This is a genomic window from Actinoplanes sp. NPDC021490, assembly GCF_055562135.1.
In genome coordinates this window covers 1-16295 of sequence record NZ_JBVHFW010000011.1, presented here as the reverse complement: position 1 = coordinate 16295, position 16295 = coordinate 1, and the positions used below count along the sequence as shown (strand labels likewise).

At 69.0% G+C, this 16295-nt stretch carries 15 protein-coding genes and 2 tRNA genes; 11 read left to right on the top strand and 6 right to left on the bottom strand.

The annotated features are described in order from the left end of the window. Nucleotides 1-82 precede the first annotated feature (82 nt). Both ACZ3I4_RS26710 and ACZ3I4_RS26705 read left to right on the top strand, forming a co-directional pair. Nucleotides 83-598, top strand: coding sequence for a DUF4352 domain-containing protein (locus ACZ3I4_RS26710; RefSeq protein WP_465384761.1), 516 nt, complete (start codon nt 83-85; stop codon nt 596-598). 235 nt (nt 599-833) lie between these two features. Then, nucleotides 834-1874 (top strand): C40 family peptidase, encoded by a 1041-nt coding sequence (locus ACZ3I4_RS26705; RefSeq protein ID WP_465384760.1) that lies wholly within the window; start codon nt 834-836, stop codon nt 1872-1874. Nucleotides 1875-1920: 46 nt separating this feature from the next. Here ACZ3I4_RS26705 and ACZ3I4_RS26700 read toward each other — a convergent pair whose 3' ends face one another. Beyond that, nucleotides 1921-3117, bottom strand: coding sequence for a GAF domain-containing sensor histidine kinase (locus tag ACZ3I4_RS26700; protein ID WP_465384759.1), 1197 nt, complete (start codon nt 3115-3117; stop codon nt 1921-1923). Nucleotides 3118-3429: 312 nt separating this feature from the next. Here ACZ3I4_RS26700 and ACZ3I4_RS26695 point away from each other — a divergent pair, with 312 nt between their 5' ends. After that, a complete protein-coding gene (locus ACZ3I4_RS26695; protein ID WP_465384758.1) occupies nt 3430-3960 on the top strand; it encodes a YbhB/YbcL family Raf kinase inhibitor-like protein in 531 nt (176 codons plus the stop codon). Nucleotides 3961-4019: 59 nt separating this feature from the next. Here the strand turns inward: ACZ3I4_RS26695 and ACZ3I4_RS26690 are convergent, their stop codons facing one another. Beyond that, a complete protein-coding gene (locus ACZ3I4_RS26690) occupies nt 4020-4733 on the bottom strand; it encodes a class I SAM-dependent methyltransferase (protein ID WP_465384757.1) in 714 nt (237 codons plus the stop codon). A gap of 265 nt (nt 4734-4998) precedes the next feature. Here ACZ3I4_RS26690 and ACZ3I4_RS26685 point away from each other — a divergent pair, with 265 nt between their 5' ends. Continuing rightward, nucleotides 4999-6984, top strand: coding sequence for a DUF6311 domain-containing protein (locus tag ACZ3I4_RS26685; protein WP_465384756.1), 1986 nt, complete (start codon nt 4999-5001; stop codon nt 6982-6984). Nucleotides 6985-7062: 78 nt separating this feature from the next. Here the strand turns inward: ACZ3I4_RS26685 and ACZ3I4_RS26680 are convergent, their stop codons facing one another. Continuing rightward, on the bottom strand, nt 7063-7782 hold the full coding sequence (locus ACZ3I4_RS26680) for a hypothetical protein (protein WP_465385047.1): 720 nt from the start codon (nt 7780-7782) through the stop codon (nt 7063-7065). Between the two features lie 386 nt (nt 7783-8168). Here ACZ3I4_RS26680 and ACZ3I4_RS26675 point away from each other — a divergent pair, with 386 nt between their 5' ends. Then, nucleotides 8169-9698: a peptide deformylase gene (locus ACZ3I4_RS26675; protein ID WP_465385046.1), complete on the top strand. Its 1530-nt coding sequence runs from the start codon at nt 8169-8171 to the stop codon at nt 9696-9698. 76 nt (nt 9699-9774) lie between these two features. Here ACZ3I4_RS26675 and ACZ3I4_RS26670 read toward each other — a convergent pair whose 3' ends face one another. Next, complete coding sequence (locus tag ACZ3I4_RS26670; protein WP_465384755.1) at nt 9775-10887, bottom strand: globin domain-containing protein; 1113 nt, start codon at nt 10885-10887, stop codon at nt 9775-9777. A gap of 145 nt (nt 10888-11032) precedes the next feature. On the opposite strand from ACZ3I4_RS26670, the gene ACZ3I4_RS26665 reads away from it, so the two are divergent. Next, nucleotides 11033-11800: a CPBP family intramembrane glutamic endopeptidase gene (locus tag ACZ3I4_RS26665; RefSeq protein ID WP_465384754.1), complete on the top strand. Its 768-nt coding sequence runs from the start codon at nt 11033-11035 to the stop codon at nt 11798-11800. Here ACZ3I4_RS26665 and ACZ3I4_RS26660 read toward each other — a convergent pair. Next, the gene (locus tag ACZ3I4_RS26660; protein ID WP_465384753.1) at nt 11787-12329 is read right to left on the bottom strand and encodes a hypothetical protein; all 543 of its coding nucleotides are present in this window, start codon (nt 12327-12329) and stop codon (nt 11787-11789) included. The genes ACZ3I4_RS26665 and ACZ3I4_RS26660 overlap by 14 nt on opposite strands. A gap of 457 nt (nt 12330-12786) precedes the next feature. On the opposite strand from ACZ3I4_RS26660, the gene ACZ3I4_RS26655 reads away from it, so the two are divergent. The 3 genes from ACZ3I4_RS26655 (at nt 12787) to ACZ3I4_RS26645 (ending at nt 14252) form a co-directional block, all read left to right on the top strand. Next, nucleotides 12787-13755: a hypothetical protein gene (locus ACZ3I4_RS26655; RefSeq protein ID WP_465384752.1), complete on the top strand. Its 969-nt coding sequence runs from the start codon at nt 12787-12789 to the stop codon at nt 13753-13755. Nucleotides 13756-14049: 294 nt separating this feature from the next. Beyond that, nucleotides 14050-14140: transfer RNA gene (locus ACZ3I4_RS26650), tRNA-Ser, on the top strand. Between the two features lie 36 nt (nt 14141-14176). After that, nucleotides 14177-14252 (top strand) — tRNA-Arg (locus tag ACZ3I4_RS26645). A 74-nt stretch (nt 14253-14326) separates the two neighbouring features. On the opposite strand, the gene ACZ3I4_RS26640 is transcribed toward ACZ3I4_RS26645, so the two are convergent. Next, nucleotides 14327-14863 carry a TetR/AcrR family transcriptional regulator gene (locus tag ACZ3I4_RS26640; protein WP_465384751.1) on the bottom strand — a complete coding sequence of 179 codons (537 nt, stop codon included), beginning with the start codon at nt 14861-14863 and terminating at the stop codon, nt 14327-14329. Nucleotides 14864-14932: 69 nt separating this feature from the next. Between ACZ3I4_RS26640 and ACZ3I4_RS26635 the strand changes: the two genes are divergently transcribed. Both ACZ3I4_RS26635 and ACZ3I4_RS26630 read left to right on the top strand, forming a co-directional pair. Beyond that, a complete protein-coding gene (locus ACZ3I4_RS26635; protein WP_465384750.1) occupies nt 14933-15409 on the top strand; it encodes a nuclear transport factor 2 family protein in 477 nt (158 codons plus the stop codon). 86 nt (nt 15410-15495) lie between these two features. Next, the coding region (locus tag ACZ3I4_RS26630) for a serine hydrolase domain-containing protein (protein ID WP_465384749.1) at nt 15496-16295 on the top strand (800 nt) is incomplete at its 3' end.

Below are 16295 nucleotides of genomic sequence, written 5' to 3'. Positions count from 1 at the left end.
GAGGCCGGCACCCCAACCGGCCCGACGCGGTAAGGCACCGTGGCTTGTGGGTGGAGTGTTTGCGCTGCTAGTGGTCGGGGTAGTGGGGTACGCCGTGGCCGATCGGGGCGGCGATAAGCCCCCGGCCGGCACGGTGACCACCGGCAGCGCGGCGCTCGACAGTGCCGCGCCGATCAATGCTGAGCCGACTCAGCTGACGGTGCTTCCGGCCGGCCGGAAGGCGGCCGAGGGAACGCTTTCGGTCGCCGTCACCGGGACCGAATGCGGAGTGGCCGAGGTCGGGCCACCTGATCTGCCGCTTGCCGCCGAGGGCGAGTTCTGCCTGGTCAGCATGGCTGTGCAGAACACCGGGACGGAACCCCGGCTGCTCGACCCGGGCGCGCAGCGCGCAGTCGACGGGCCGGGGAACTCCTATCGGGTGGCCGAGCAGGCCGCCGTTCTCGTGAACGACCAGGACCCGTCGCTGCTCGACGAGATCCCGCCGGGCGCGATCCGGCAGGGCGTGGTCCCGTTCGATGTGCCCAAGGGGGTCCGGCTCACCGAGTTCCGGCTCCGCAAGTCGCCATACAGTACGGGCGTACGGGTGCCGTTGTCCTGATCACGGACGCATTTCGGATATCCACAGTCACCGATCGAGTGCGTAACTCACATTCTTTTTTCCGATCGAGCAAGGGTGATTGTGCGATTTCTGCCCCGCAACATTCCTGTTGTGTGTTGGCATGGTCGACGGAATTAACGAGTAGTCCGGGTTCCCATTGCCGTCCGTATTGGCGGCACCGGTGCGGCACACGCTAATGCCACACCGACGGGATTCGCGCGAGAGCCCCGGACCGATGTCGGAGGCAACACTGCACTGTCCGTCCCCGAGCCGGGCGCTCACCGCCGGCGCAATCGCGCTGGCCGTCATCTCGCCCGCTCTTGACCCGATCGAGCACGCCGCCGAGGCCGTGCCGCCCACCAACCCGGTGGGACCCAAGTCCTCGGATGACATCCGACTCGAGGAGCGCAGCACCACCGCCGAGCGTGCCTCGCGCGCCGCCCCCCGGCGTTTCTCGCTCGCCCGTGCCGCGACGACGGCCCGGACCAACCCCTTCGCCGTTGTCGACCGCGGCCAGGCTCTGCGCGACGCCGTGGAACTGGCCGTGGCCGACCAGCGCGAGGCCCTGCGCACTGCCGAGACCCTGGCCGCGGTCGAGGAGCGCTCGGACCTGCGTGGCGGCGAGGTGACGGCCGACGAGGCCGTACCCGCCTCGGCGGACCTGCTCACCCGGGCCGACGAGATCGCTCGCCGGCTCGCCGCGCGGCGGGCCCTGGCCGAGCGGAACGCCCGCACGGCCGCCCTCCGGGCTGCTCAGGAGGCGGCCGAGAGCGTCGAGGGTCCCCTCTACGTGGCGCCTCAGGCGCGCTACGCCGGGGTGGACCGGACCCGCTACGCCGGGGCGAACCGGGCCCGCACCACCGTGCGCCACCAGCGCGCGGTGACGGTCCGGTACGCGCCGGCCAAGCAGCGGGGGCAGCGCGTCATGCAGTTGGGCAACGGGATGAACGCCGTGATCGCGTTCGCCCGCTCCCAGGTCGGCAAGCGTTACGTGAGTGGCGGGATGGGCCCCGGCGGCTTCGACTGCTCGGGGTTCACCAAGCGGGCGTACGCCCTGGCCGGCATTCGCCTGCCGCACTCGTCGGGCGCGCAGGCCGCCCGTTCGCGCGGCATCTCGCGGGCCCAGGCCCGCCCCGGCGACCTGGTCGTCGGGCCCGGCCACGTGGGCATCTACATGGGCCGCGGGATGATGATCGACGCGGGCAACCACCGCACCGGGGTGGTGTATCGCAAGGTGTATTCCGGACTGCGCGTCGCTCGCGTCGCGCACCGCTAGATTCGGAAGGGCGCCGGGGAGGATTCCCCGGCGCCTTTTCCCGAATTCATCCCGGCAGCGTGAGGCGGACCGTCGTGCCGACTCCCGGCTCACTTTCCAGATCCACGCTGCCGTGATGGGCATCGACGATCGACTTGACGACCGCCAGCCCGAGGCCCGGTCCCTGCGCCGCCATCACCTCGGCCGCGGCGCAGCGGAAGAACCGTTCGAACACGTGCGGCAGCTCGTCGGCCGAGATGCCCACTCCGGTGTCCGTGATGATCAGCCCGGGACGGCCGTCGAGGGTCGTGTCGATCGTGATCTCGCCGTCCGGGTGGGTGAATTTGATCGCGTTGACCAGCAGGTGGTTGAGCACCTCGGCGATCTGCTTGCCATCGGCCCGGGCCGGCACCGCGTGATCGGTGCGATCACGTAGCTTGACCCCGCGGTGGTCGGCCAGCGCCCGGCAGGCCGCGGTCGCCTGGTGGGCCAGTTCGGCCAGGTCCACCTCGGCCAGGTCGAGCTCCACCTGATCGCCGGTCATCTTGGCCACCAGCAGCAGCTCGTCGATCAGCCCCAGCAGCCGGTCGGAGTTGCGCGACATCACCGTCAGGAACCGGCGCGACGTCTCGGCGTCGAACTCGTCCTCGAGCAGCATCTCGAGATAGCCCCGGATGGTGGACAGCGGCGTCCGCAGCTCGTGGCTGACGTTGGCCAGGAACGAGTCCTTCATCCGGTCGACTTCACGCATCCGGTCCGCGAACTCGCCCGCGTGCCGGGCGTACCGGCGCAGCTCCAGCTGCACCGACACGTGCCGGGCCAGGCTGCGCAGCGCACGCCGCTGTGCGTCGGTGAGGATCCGCGGCACGTGGTCGACGACGCAGACCGTGCCGACCGCGTGCGTCCCGTCCAGCACGACCGGCGCGCCGGCATAGAACATGAGCCGGTGCTCGTTCACGGCCGGGTTCCCGGCGAAGCGCGGGTCGGCTGTCGCGTCGGAAACCTCGAGAATGTCGTGCGATGTGATGGTGTGCGCGCAGAAGGAAAGATCGCGCGGCACCACCTGGACGTCGGTGCCGACCTTGGCCTTGAACCACTGCCGATCCCGGTCGACGAGGCTGACCGCGCCCAGCGGCGTACCGCAGATCTGCGACGCGAGCAGCGCGATGTCGTCGAAGTCCTCCTCCGGCGCGGTGTCGAGGACCTGAGCGTCGTGCAGAGCCGCGAGCCGGCCCGGCTCATCGGCCGGCAGAGGCGCCCTCATGATTCGATCGTCTCAGGTCGCGCGCCGCATTTGGAGGGATTCGTCGGACAACGGGCCGATACAGCAGTCGGCACCCGCCTTCAGCGGCGGGTGCCGACTTGCGTATCGCCACCGGGCGCGGGGATCTCGGCCGCACACACCCGGTCGGATGTCAGACAGAAGCATCACCCGCCACGCCCGTTCGCGTGCGCACCGGCTGTGCGTCCGCCCGAACGGGTGACAGTGCGCGGCAATCGCTACGAAAGGCGGGCGATACCGGAACGGACTACTCTTCGGGCGGAGAAAGCCTGCATATCGCCGGAGGACATCACGATGAGTCTCGAACGCGCCGTTGCCCCGGATCCGTACGATCTTCTGCCCGCGGTCCCGTCCTTCACGGTGACCAGCGCGGACGTGACCGACGGTCAGCCGCTCGACGAGTTGTTCGCACACACGAGCGTGGGCGGCAAGAACCTCTCACCCCAGCTGTCGTGGTCCGGCTTTCCGGCCGAGACCCGCGGTTTCGTGGTGACCTGCTTCGATCCCGACGCCCCGACCGGCAGCGGGTTCTGGCACTGGGTGCTTGTCAACCTGCCGGTCACCACGACCGAGTTGCCCCGCGGCGTCGACCCGCTGCCGGGCGACGCGTTCTGCGTCCGCAACGACTACGGCGACAGCAGCTACGGCGGTTCGGCCCCGCCGCCCGGTGACCGGCCCCACCGCTACGTCTTCGCGGTGCACGCCATCGACGTCGACAAGCTCGAGGTGCCGGCCGAGGCCTCCCCAGCGTACGTCGGCTTCAACCTGGCCTTCCACACCCTGGCCCGGGCCACCATCCGCCCCACGTTCCAGGTCAAGGGCTGAGCTTCCGGTACGCGAAAAGGCCGCCGTCGAGGGACGGCGGCCTTCGTTTGTCGCGGACGTCAGGCGGGCGTGCGCGCCACGACGAAAACGGACTGGCCGAACGGCGGCTTCACGACGCTCTCGGCGGCCTTGGTCACCGGCAGCACGATCGTGTCGTACACCTTGACCATCGGGCCTTCCTTGGGGGCCAGCTTGAAGATGCTGGTCGCGCCGTAGTAGCCGATGAGGCCGAGCGCGTTCGCGTAGTGCATCTTCTCGATCTGCAGACCCGCGGCATCCATGGCGGCGCGCATCGTCTTCTTGGTGTAGCGGCGGATGTGGCCCGTCGCGATGTCGACGTTGCTCATCGCGAACATGAACGCCGGCACGATGATGATGACCCGGCCGCCGGGGCGGACGAGGTCGGCCATGCTGCGCAGCGCGCCGACGTGGTCCTCGATGTGCTCGAGCACGTTGTACGACACCGCGGCGCTGTATTCACCGTTGGCGTCGGGCGACGGCAGCAGCATCTGGCGCACGTCGATGTTCGGGTGGTCGGCCATGCGCTCCTTGAGCAGCACGAGCCGGTCCGGGTCGGCCTCGGTCGCGGTGAACCGCGGAAGGTGCTCGGCCCACTCGATCGCATAGTCCCCGAGACCGCTGCCGATCTCGATCGGGTTGTCCCCCAGGTACGGAAGGGCGAGCTCGACGAACCACCGCCGGTGGTTCACGGCCGTGGCGAGGCCCTCGAGCACTTCGGACTGGATCCGCTGGTCTCCAGTGATGTCTGCCATATGTAAGGTTCCCTCGTCTTGCCGATCCGAGCTGACAGCGGGACCGGAAGAGTTAACCATCCCTGCGCGCGTAACCGAAAGTTGAGGCCGGGACGGGCCCTCATTATTTGCCTGATTGAGACATAGTCAGCTGGGTACACCGCCCTGCCGCTTCGCATGCGCCCGACCGTACGGATGTCGCGATTACACCGTTCATATCGGCTCGATCACGCATGGGACGCTCGTCACTGCAACGTTACCAACCTCAGTTAGGCTCGCCCTCGCTATGACGATTACGGGTAATGCCTCGACGGGCCGACCGGTCGGCGGGAACGTGTCGCCGTCCCGTCAAGTGACCGAAACAGAGGATCTCGAAGCGGAGTTGATCGCGCTCGAGACGGATGTCGCACCGACCGCTCCCATCGCGGTCGTGCCCGCTGTCGAGGCGGCCCCTGAGCAGGACATCAAGCCGGTCAAACGGTGGTGGCAGCGGCGTCCCGACTGGCGCGACGTCCTGGCCACAGTGACGTTCGTCGTTGTCGCGCTCTACCTGACAGCTCCCTTGTGGCTCAATCTCGATCACCAGTTGCGAGACGATCCACAGGATCAAGCTTTCTTTGAGTGGATGATGGCGCATGGTGCGCGCGTGCTCACCGATGGCGCATATCCGTTCTTCTCGGATCGCATGAATTACCCCGATGGGGTGAACATGATGGCCAACACCTCGGTGCTGGCCGTTTCGTTGCCGATGACGCCCGTGACTCTCCTCTTCGGGCCCCATGTGGCGTTCAACTTATTTCTTACTCTCGCGTTGTCACTTACCGGCATCGCGTGGTATTTCGTCTTCTCCCGCGTGTTCGTCTCGTCACGACTCGCGGCCTGGGTCGGCGCGCTCTTCTGCACATTCGCGCCGAGCATGGTGTCGCATGCCGGCGGCCACCCGAACATCGTCTCGCAATTCCTGGTCCCGCTGATCATCTGGCGGACGCTGCGCCTGCGGCAGCCCGGCCGGGCCGTGCGCAACGGCCTGATCATGGCCGCGCTGCTGATCTGGCAGGCGTTCATCAATCTCGAGGTCCTCTTCATGACCGCGGTCGGCCTGGGCGTGTTCTGCCTGATCATGGCCGTCGTGCGCCGGAAGGATCATCCCGGTGAGACCCGCCGCTTCCTGGGCGGTCTGGCCATCGCCGGCACCGTGACGCTGGCCGTCCTGGCCTACCCGCTGTCGGTGCAGTTCTTCGGCCCGCAGAGCTACCACGGCCTGCCGCAGTTCGTCCGCAACTTCGGGGCCGACCTCGCCTCGTTCACGGCCTATTCGAGCCATTCGGTCGCCGGCAATTCGGTGATCGCCGAGCGGCTCGCGCAGAACCCGGCCGAGGAGAACGCATTCTTCGGCTGGGGTCTGGTCATTCTGTTCTTCGGCCTGATCGTGTGGATGCGCCGCTCGGCCGCAGTTCTCTCGCTCGGGTTCGTGGCGCTGCTGTTCGCCGCGATGTCGCTCGGACCGCGAATTTTCCTCAACGGCATCAACACCGGCATCCCCGGCATCTGGTCCGTTCTGCACAGCGTTCCGGTGCTCAACTCGGCCGTGCCGACCCGCTGGGCGATGGCGGTCGCGCCGGTCGTCGGCTTCCTGCTGGCCCTCGGGGTGCAGCGGGCCATCGACCTGGTGAAGTCCCAGCCGGCCGCCCGCGGCCCGATCCGGGTCGCGATGATCACGGCGGTCGCGATGGCTCTGGTCCCGCTCGTGCCGGTGCAGCTCAAGACCGTGCCGATGGCCCCGACGCCCGAGTTCGTCACGTCGGGCGCCTGGAAGCAGTACGTCGACGACAACCACACCGTCGTCGCGCTGCCGCTGCCCGACTCGGGCTACCCCGACCCGCTGCGGTGGACGGCGACGACCGGCCAGGACATGCGCATCGCCGGGGCGTACGCGTTGCTGCCGAACCAGAACCCGCTGAACCCGGGCGACCGTACGGCCTTGTTCTCGCCGCCGTGGCGCCCGACCAGCGGGTTGATGGCGTCGATCCGCCAGGGCAACCCGATCCCCGAGATCAACGACACGCGCCGCGAGATGACCCTGGCCGACCTGCGCTACTGGAAGGCCGCGGTGATCGTGCTCACGCCGCAGCTGCGCGACACCGAGATGCTGCGCGCCATGACCGGGCTCCTCGGCTTCCAGCCCACCTGGACGGGCGGGGCCTGGGTCTGGGACGTCCGCCACCTGGTCGACAACCCGAACGCGGTGCTGACCGGCCCCGACATCGGCTGAGCTTCGAAAAGACAGTGAAAGGGCGGTTTCCCGTACGGGGAACCGCCCTTTGTTCTCAGGCCGGGGCTGGGCAGCCCGTCAGGACTTGATGCAGCAGCCCTTGCAGACCTTGGGCTGCGGCAGGGTGAAGGCCAGGCAGCAGGTCTTGCGCTGGACGTCGAGCTTGCCGTTGTGGCCGGGCACCAGCTCGATCAGATCTTCGACGCCGAGGGCCTCGTGGAGCTGGGCGATCGTCTCGACGGACGAGCCCGGCAGCACGTCGGCCGAGCGGAGGACGCCGTACGCCACCCCGGAGGAGAGCGAGCCCATCAGGGTGCGCCGGCCCAGGCGAACCCGGTCGTGGACGGCGTCGAGCAGCGGGCTCAGGTGCTCGTCGAGGAGCGAACGGCGGAGCTCGGCCAGCAGCGCCGCCTCGTCGGGGACCACGCGGACGTGCGGCAGGCCGGCGATCGCGATCGGGTCGCCGGGCAGCACCGCGACCGGGGCGCCGGCGCGCAGGCCGATCGTGACCAGCGGGCGCGGGTCGTCGAAGTGCATGAGCACGTTGTCGGCGGTCAGCAGGGGCACGCGGCGGGCCGAGGCGTAACCGAGCACGGCCGGCAGGGCCAGCCAATACGTGTACGCCTTCCACGCGAGCGCGGCGGCGGCGTGCGGCTGGGCGTTCCAGCGGCGGCTCGACGACTCGAGCAGCGTGCCGAGATGGTCGCCGGCGAGGGCGGTCGTCGGAACCCAGCCCGCAGTGTCGTGGACCACAAGATCGGGAGCCAGCCCGGGCAACTCGGTGCTGGTGCCGAACATCGCGCGCAAGGTGGCTGTCACGGGCGCCAGGGGCTCGGCGACGGTGACAGTGTGTGCAACGCGGTGGATGGCGGTGGTCACCGGCGGAACCCGTCCTGCGGCGATTCCCATGACACGGTCACCGCATTCACCTCGCCGAATTCGATAAGAGCCGAAGTAGAGACACGCAGGCCGAAACGCCTCCGTGACGACGACCCACCGTACACCTGTAAGGCTAGCCTAACCAAGCCCACTTTTCGGACGAATACCCTCCGCGAGGGTGACCTAACGGACCGCGCGCACGTTGCCTGATTCGTCAAGGTATCTGTCGTGTACGCGCTACTAGCACCATCCGGACACGACCGGCGGCGACACTGAAATTCTCGTCCGCGAAGGGGACATCGATGATGACCACCTCGCCCGTCGAGCGGGCCGCTGACCAGTTCGTGACAGCGCTGGCGCATTGGCGGGTCGAGCGGGGCATGAGCAAGAAGCAGCTCGCCGCGCGCATGGGTTTCGACCCGTCCTACGTCAGCCACGTCGAAGGCCGGCGGCACAAGCCGACCGAGGACTTCGCCCGCCGTGCCGAGGCCGTCCTCGGAGCCGGTGGGGTGATCTGGCAACGCTTCCAGGAGTACGACGAACTCCGTCACGCCCGCAGCGCGTCCCTGCACCGGGACCCGCCGGTGCCGGTGCAGTGGCTCCCGCCGGGCACCGGGCTCATCGTCGAGAGCGAAGTGGCCGAGCTCACGTACGTGGAAGGGGTCTATCGCTGCCGGGTGCGGCGCTCCCTCTACAACGCCGGGTCCGAACCGGTGACGCGATACCTCGTCAAGATCGCCGTCGACCGCTACCCGAACGACCCGACCGGCTCCAACCGCCACCACCGCGACAACCCGCTCACCTTCGACGAGCTGGCCCTCAGCGCCTGCGCCGGCGAGGGCGACGCGGTCGAGCCGATGCAATGGCGGATCAAGCTCGACCGGGACGCCTCCAAGGAGGTGTGGCTGCTCTTCGCCAACGAGAGCGGCCAGTTCGCGCTCTACCCGGGCGAGCGAACCACCATCCAGTACGAATACACGATCGGCGTGGAGAAGTGGGGCCAGTGGTTCCAGCGCGCGGTGCGGCTGCCCACCCGGCGCCTGACCGTCCGGCTCGACTTCCCGATCTCGTTCGACCCGCAGGTGTGGGGGGTCGAGACGTCGCTCGCGGCCGAGGTGCCGGTGCGCACCCCGATGGAGCGGCACAACGACGGCGACCGGGCGATCTTCGAATGGTCGACCGACTCGCCCCAGCTCAACGCGCGCTACCGGCTCGAATGGCGGTTCCGGGCCGCGGGCGCCCCGGCCTGCCCGGCGCTGGCCCCGGAGAGCAACGGGAACGGCCAGCCGCGGGCGTCGGGCCAGATGCGCGGCGTCGGCATCGTCCAGCGCGGCTCGGAACTGCTGCGGCAGCGCGCCCGGCACTTCCAGCTGCCCCGCGAGTCGGCCGCGGCCCGGGAAACGGTCGGGGCCCTGCACTCGGCGCTGGGACGGCTCGAGCAGGTGCACGACTTCAGCAAGGGCGTGGGCCTGTCGGCGCCGCAGATCGGCCGGTCGGCGGCGGTCGCGGTGGTGCGCCCGGCCGACCGCGACGCCGAACCGGTGGTGCTGATCAACCCCCGGATCGTCGGCGAATCCAGCGACCGCGACGAGCAGTACGAGGGCTGCCTGTCGTTCTTCGACTACCGCGGGCTGGTGCGGCGGCCGTTGTGCATCGACGTCGAGCACGCCCGGTACGACGGCACGCGGGTGGTCACGCGCTTCGAACGAGCCATGGCCCGGCTCGTCGCCCACGAGATCGACCACCTCGAGGGGCGGCTGTACGTGGACCGGATGACCGCGGAGGCCAACCTGGTGCCCGACTACACGCAGAGCGGCCGGCCCTGGGCGTACTGAGGGCCGGTCCGGTCGCTGCGGCGCTTAGAAGTCGGTCTCAGAAGTAAGTCTCAGAAGTAAGTCTCAGGAGTCGGTCTCAGAAATCGGTGAAGCTGTCGTACTTGATGCGGATCGACGGCACCTGCAGTTCGGCCAGCGTCTTCAGCGTCGCCTTGACCATCGGGCCCGACCCCGAGACGAAGAAGTCGTGCTCGCTCCACGGGCCGTAGCGGGCCACCACCTCGGAGATGTCACCCTGCTCGCCCGGGAAGGTGGGGTCGTCGCTGCACGCGGTCACCACCGACAGCCACGGGTAGCGCGCCGCCAGCCGGTTGAGCTCGGCCAGGTCGTACAGGTCCTCGCGGTTGCGGGCCCCGAAGAACAGGTGCACCCAGCGGGTCCGGTTGTAGCGGGTCAGCTCCTCCAGCAGCGACTTGACCGGCGCAAGCCCGGTGCCGCCGGCGACGAACACGGTGTCGCGGGTCGAGCGGCGGTCCAGGTTCATGGTTCCCATCGGGGCGGCCAGCCTGATCATGTCGCCGACCTCGAGACGGCGTACGAGGGCACTGGACACCCATCCGGCGCCGACCGCGCGTACGTGGAACTCCAGGGTGTTGTCGCGGCGCGGGGCGTTCGCGACCGAATAGGTGCGCCACAGCCGGGGCTGGAACCGTGGGCACTCGACGCTCATGTACTGGCCGGCGCGGAACTCCAGCGGCTGCATCGGCTGGACGGTGAACACCGCGATGTCCTTGGCCCGCCGCTCGTGCGCGACCACCTCGGCGTGCCAGTAAGGCGGGTTGGTGTCGGCCTCCGCCCCGCTCAGCATCTTCGCGGCGATGGTCGCGTACGCGTCGGCCCAGGCCTGGTCGTACTCGACGCTCCACTGCTCGCCGGCGTACTGCCGCATGGCCTCGATCAACGCCCCTCCCACCACCTCGTAGTGCTCTGGTTCCACGTGGAACTTGCGGTGATCACGACCGAGCGCGCGTAGATACTCGTCGAACTTCTCCGGATCCTCGAGCGTCTGCACGGCCCGCACGATGGCGTCGAGCAACCGGGCACGCTGGGTGTCCATGTGCACCGGGAACAGGTCCCGAAGCTCCGGGTTGGACAGGAACAGGCGCGCGTAGAAATAGCCGGCGACCTTGTCCTGATGCTCCTCGACGAGGCTCCAGCTCTCCTTGAGCAAGCGTCCGAGGTCTCCCATGCCTTCAGGGTGGGCAGAAGAGTCGGAAAGGCGACGCACGGCCCGTGCGACTCATCTCATTTCATGCCGTGACGCTTGCCCCGATTAGTCCGTTTACGTCGTGGGTCGGAGTACCCATCGGGTGACCGCTCCCTAAAGTTGGCCCGTGACCCTAGAGCGCCAGCAGGCCACGCGGCCGATCCTCACCGTCGAGATCATCATCGTGCTGATGCTGTCGCTCGGGCAGAGCGCGATCTACTCGGTGGTCTCGCTGATCGCCAAACTGACCGCCGACAAGCCCCTCTCGCAGCAGGCGGCCGTGCTCAACGCGTCGCAGTCGTCGAGGCCCTACCTCGACCTCACCTACCAACTGCTCGACATCGTGTTCGACCTCATTCCGGTCGCGCTCGCGCTCTATCTGCTGATGCGGGACCGCATCTCGCCCCGCCACGAACTCGGCCTGTCGGCCGATCGGCCACGCTTCGACTGGGGCTGGGGCACGCTGCTGGCCGCCTGCATCGGAATTCCCGGGCTGCTTCTGGTGTACGTGGCCAAGCTGCTCGGCATCAACGCGGAGATCGTGCCGGCGGCCCTCCAGTCCGTGTGGTGGGCGGTGCCGGTGCTCATCCTGTCCGCAATCCAGAACGCGGTGCTGGAAGAGGTGATCGTCGTCGGCTACCTGATGACGCGCCTCAAGCAGTGGGGCATGTCCACGGTGATGATCGTGGCGACCTCGGCCGTGCTCCGCGGCTCCTACCACCTGTACCAGGGGTTCGGCGCGTTCCTCGGCAACGCCGTGATGGGCGTCGTGTTCGCGCTCTTTTACGTCAAGTACAAGCGCGTGATGCCGCTGATCGTGGCGCACACGCTTCTCGACATCGTGGCCTTCGTCGGATACGCCCTGCTGCCTGACTCGTGGCTCAACTGGGTGTGACGCCCCGGTAGTAGCGTCCGGCGCGGGCGGCGGTGGCCTGCGCGTCGGCCGCACTGGTCAGCACGGCACCGAGCAGGCTGGCCCCCGGGTAGTAGCGGTTGATCGCGCGCAGAACCGTCCAGCCGCCGCTGCGCTTGAAGAACAGGCGACCAAGCCGCCACACGGCATCGGCCAGACCACTTGTCGCCGGCTCCGGACCCTGCATGGCGGCCAGGGCCTCCTCGGCCTCGGCCGCGGTCTCGTACACCTGCGTGATCACCAGCAGATCGACGGCGCGCCGCGGGTCGGTCGGGTCGAGGCCGTGAGCGGCGGCCAGATGCAGAATCAGCTCGGCGTCGGTCAGCGTCCGGGAAGAAACCAGAGCAATTGACGCGTACGACCCGGCGAGCGCCCCGAAGACGCTGGTGAACGCGCCGAAGCGGGTGAACTGCCGGGTGGCCAGCCGGGCCAGCGCCTCCGGGCCGGCGGCCGGGTAGGCCGCACTGGTGGCGGCCGCCCAGGCCCGGGCCCGGGCGCCGACCGTCGCCACCGCGGCCAGGGCCAGGAGCTCGGGCGTGTGAACCGGATCGGCCAGAAGCCGGGCCCAGCGGTCGGTCTCGGCCTGCGCAGCCGGCGGCTCGTGGCTGCTCGGCTTGCCGGCTCTCGCTCCCCGCTCCGCGGTTCTCGTTGCTTCCCGTTCTGCGGCTTTCGTTGCTTCCCGTTCTGCGGCTTTGGTTGCTTCTGCCCTTGCGGCGGCCCTTACTACTTCCACGCCTGCGGGGGCCTTCGGCGTCTCCGCCCGTGCGGCGGTGGCTGCTGCTTCCCCGCTTGCCGGGGTCTTTGCTGCCTGCGCGCCTGTGGGGCCGTTTGCTGCCTGCCCGCCTGCGCTGTTGTTTGCTGCCTTCGCATCTGTGGCGGTGCCTGCTGCGTCCGCCCCTACGAGGGTCTTTGCTTCCTCCGGCCCTGCGGCGGCCCTCATTACTCCAACCCCTGCAGCGGGTGCCGGGTTGGGAGCGGTCGCGGGCTTGGGCGGAGACGCGGGCTCTTCGTCGCGGCTGGACCCGGAAGTGGTCGCCGGCTTGTCGTCGCGGTTCGGCGCGGGAGCGGTAGCGGGCTGGTGGTTGGTAACCGTCGCGGGCTTCCGGTCGCGGTCGGGCGCCGGAGTGGCGGCGGGCTTCGAGTTGGTGACGGTCGCGGACTTGTCCTCGCGGTCCGGGGCGGAAGAGGCGGTCGGCTGCTGGATGGGGGCAGTCGTGGGCTTCTTTCCGCGATTGGGCGCGGGGGTGGTGACCGGCTTCGGATTGGCGCCGGGCGCTGGCCTCTGGGAGGCGGGAGTTGGCGTGGCGGCCGGTTCGGGGGCAAACGTCGGCGCCGCGGCGGCCCGATCGGCGACCGGCTCCGGGGTGGCGACGGGCGCGGCACTCGCCGCCGGCATCGGCTGCGACGCGGACGTACTCGCGACGGCCGGCGGCTCAGAGGCGGCCGTGCTCGTCGAAGCTGCCGTTTCGGAGGTTGGCGCGCTCGGCGGAGCGGTCCGCTCGGGGGTGCGTGCGCTTGTGGGAGCGGTTGGCTTGGGCGCAGCCGTGGAAGTGGCCGGCTCGGACGTGGTTGCGTTCGCCGCGGGAGCCGGCACGGGACGGGCGGGTCGGTTCGGCTCGGGAGCGCGTGTCGGCTCGGGGGCTGAGGTCGACCCGGGCGAGGGGGCTGGGCGTGCCGGCGGGCCCTTCCTCGCTGGGGTGGCCTTCTTGGCGGCCTTGGCTGCGGGCGGGGTCTGTGCGGCGGCCGCGGCCTTCTTGGCGGGGCGCTTCTGGGGTGGTGTTGCCTTCTTGGCCGGCGGCAGGGCGTCGGCGGGCGGCTTGCGGGTGCGCTCGGAGCGCGGCGCGGGCTGGTCGGAGGGCTCCGGCCCGGCGGGGTGGGGGCTGCTTGGGAGGTCTGTTCCGCGCGGGACCCCCGTACGGGATGGCTCTTGGGGGTGATTCTCGGCACCCGGCGGCTGGAACGTGACCGCGGGCGGGGCCTTCCGTGGCCGTTTCGGAGGCGTCTCACTCGGCGGCGACTCGCCCGGCGCGTTGAACGGCGGCCGGGGAGCGCGGGCACGCGTGGGCTTGCGGCGCTCGGGGGGCGAGTTGTCCTCCATGCCGCGAGAGCCTATCCCCAATAGCAACATTTCACCTGTTGGAGAGGGGTCCGACCCGCCAGATGGCAACCTCTTTGTGTGGCGCTCCACCGGTCCGGTATCCTCAAGCGTCGGTGGTCGTCACGGTCACCGGGGAGACTTCGCCTAGTCTGGTCTATGGCGCCGCACTGCTAATGCGGTTGGGGTTTTATAGCCCCTCCCGGGTTCGAATCCCGGAGTCTCCGCGTGTAGAGCCGGTGTGTATGCTGGCAAAGCACTGAGCGCCCGTAGCTCAATGGATAGAGCATCTGACTACGGATCAGAAGGTTAGGGGTTCGAGTCCCTTCGGGCGCACCACACGAAACGGCCTTTCACCAATGGTGGAGGGCCGTTTTGTTGTCTAATCCGCCGCAGCACGGGGCAATGCTCGGCTACCGGGTGGAGAGGCCGTCCAGGATGACGTCGATGGCGCGCTTGAGCATCTCGGCTGTGACCGGCGTGGCTGCGGTGGTTTGGGCCAAGCCGCGAATCAGCAGGTAGAGCTCGTCGACGCCGACATCCGGTCGCACCGAGCCGGCGGCCTGGGCACGCCGCAACGCCATGTCGACTGCGGTCTTCAGCTCGCTTGCCACGGCGACCACGGCCGGTGGGGCATCGCCCAGCATCGAGGCCAAGGTGAGTTTGCTCGCGCCGCGCTCGATCATCTCGCGGATCAGTGCGGGCAACGCCGTCGTCGGATCGGGGGCCGCGGCGGCCGCGCGGGTTCGGTCGAGCAGGCCGGTGAAATGTCGTACCAGCGCGGCCTCGATCAGCCCCTCCTTGGTCGGGAAGTGGCGGAAGACCGTCGCGATGCCCACGCCCGCCAGCCGCGCCACCTCCTCGGTGGAGCCGGACTCGCCCTTCGCGCCGAAGACCTGGTCGGCGGCAACGAGAATGCGTTCTCGGTTCTCCCGGGCATCCTGTCGCACGTGAAGACTTTAACCGAAGTCTGGACTTCGGTACGGTAACGGAGTCTCGACTTCGTTAGGAGCAGTGCCATGCGCACGCCCGAGGAAACCGTTCGCACCGTGGCCGCCGGTGTCTGTCGGCTCATGCGCGGCGGGCTCACCGCCGCCGAGGAGGCGGAGCAGATCGATGACCTGGCAGCCTGCTATGCGGAGCGCACGGACGTGCGTCATCCGTTCAGCCCGGTCGGCGACACTCCGCTGAGCAGCCGCGCCAAGGTTCGGGAACATTTCGGCGCCGGGGGCCGCCCGGCCGGCGTGGAACGCTACGACGTCGTTGACGACCACGTGTATCGGACACCGGATCCCGAGGTGGTCATCTTCGAATTCCGGTACGCCGGGGTGATCGACGGCCGCGCTTTCACGTTGCCCTGCATCTTCGTGGTCCGGGTCCGGGACGGCGAGATCGTCGAGTCCCGCGACTACGTCGACCACGTGGCCGGCGCCCGTGCTTTTGGTCGCCTGCCCGCTCTGGCCGCCACGCTTGCCGCATCTGACGCCCGGTCGTAGTGGCGTTCTGTCCCCCGTGCGAGGGACGGCCGACTGTCCACTCTGTGGTGACGTTTTCCGCAGGTGATCTCTCTAGCGTCATCGACATGAAGAAATCACTTGTAGCCGTGGTCGCCACGGCGACGCTGGTGGGAGCCGCCCTGGTCGGCGTCGGGGTCGCTCAGGCGAGCACGCCCGGCCGGCCCGGACTGACCGCGACCCTGCAGGCCGACGCGGACGCACTGGGGCGGTACGGCGCGCCGGGCGTGCTGGTCGGATTGAACACTCCGCGGGGTGACGTGCGAGTGCGTAGCGGGTACGGCAATGTCGCGAAGCGCACCCCGGTTCCGTGGGACGCGAAGTTCCGGATCGGCAGCTACACCAAGCCGTTCGTGGCGGCGACCGTGCTGCAGCTGGTCGGCGAGCGCAAGTTGTCGCTGGACGACAAGGTCGAGCGGTTCCTGCCCGGTCTGATCCGCAGCAAGGGCAACGACGGGCAGAAGATGACCGTACGGCAGCTTCTGCAGCACACCAGCGGCCTGCCGGAATACACCAACGCCATGACGTCCATGGGCACCGTGGAGGGTTTCCGGAAGACCCGGCTGCGTACCTGGACAAGCGCTGAACTCGTCGGCCTGGCCATGCAGTTCCCGGCCGACTTCGCGCCGGGCGCAAAATGGGGCTACTCCAACACCAACTACGTCGTCGCCTCGATGATCATCGAGAAGATCACCGGTCGCACCTGGCAGCAGCAGGTCCGGAAGCGGATCGTCGAGCCGCTGCGCCTGCGCCACACCTACCTGCCGGCCACCAACCCGACGATCCCGCGCCCGCACGCGGTCGGCTACCAGCGATTCCCCGGCCCGGGCGGGACGGCGCAGGATCCCCGGTACGGCGAGCCGATCGA

Bases quoted from the DNA above. Each gene is read 5' to 3' on its own strand.
- ACZ3I4_RS26705 (WP_465384760.1), top strand. From the start codon at position 834: ATGTCGGAGGCAACACTGCACTGTCCGTCCCCGAGCCGGGCGCTCACC.
- ACZ3I4_RS26700 (WP_465384759.1), bottom strand. From the start codon at position 3,117: ATGAGGGCGCCTCTGCCGGCCGATGAGCCGGGCCGGCTCGCGGCTCTG.
- ACZ3I4_RS26695 (WP_465384758.1), top strand. From the start codon at position 3,430: ATGAGTCTCGAACGCGCCGTTGCCCCGGATCCGTACGATCTTCTGCCC.
- ACZ3I4_RS26690 (WP_465384757.1), bottom strand. From the start codon at position 4,733: ATGGCAGACATCACTGGAGACCAGCGGATCCAGTCCGAAGTGCTCGAG.
- ACZ3I4_RS26685 (WP_465384756.1), top strand. From the start codon at position 4,999: ATGACGATTACGGGTAATGCCTCGACGGGCCGACCGGTCGGCGGGAAC.
- ACZ3I4_RS26680 (WP_465385047.1), bottom strand. From the start codon at position 7,782: ATGTTCGGCACCAGCACCGAGTTGCCCGGGCTGGCTCCCGATCTTGTG.
- ACZ3I4_RS26675 (WP_465385046.1), top strand. From the start codon at position 8,169: ATGACCACCTCGCCCGTCGAGCGGGCCGCTGACCAGTTCGTGACAGCG.
- ACZ3I4_RS26670 (WP_465384755.1), bottom strand. From the start codon at position 10,887: ATGGGAGACCTCGGACGCTTGCTCAAGGAGAGCTGGAGCCTCGTCGAG.
- ACZ3I4_RS26635 (WP_465384750.1), top strand. From the start codon at position 14,933: ATGCGCACGCCCGAGGAAACCGTTCGCACCGTGGCCGCCGGTGTCTGT.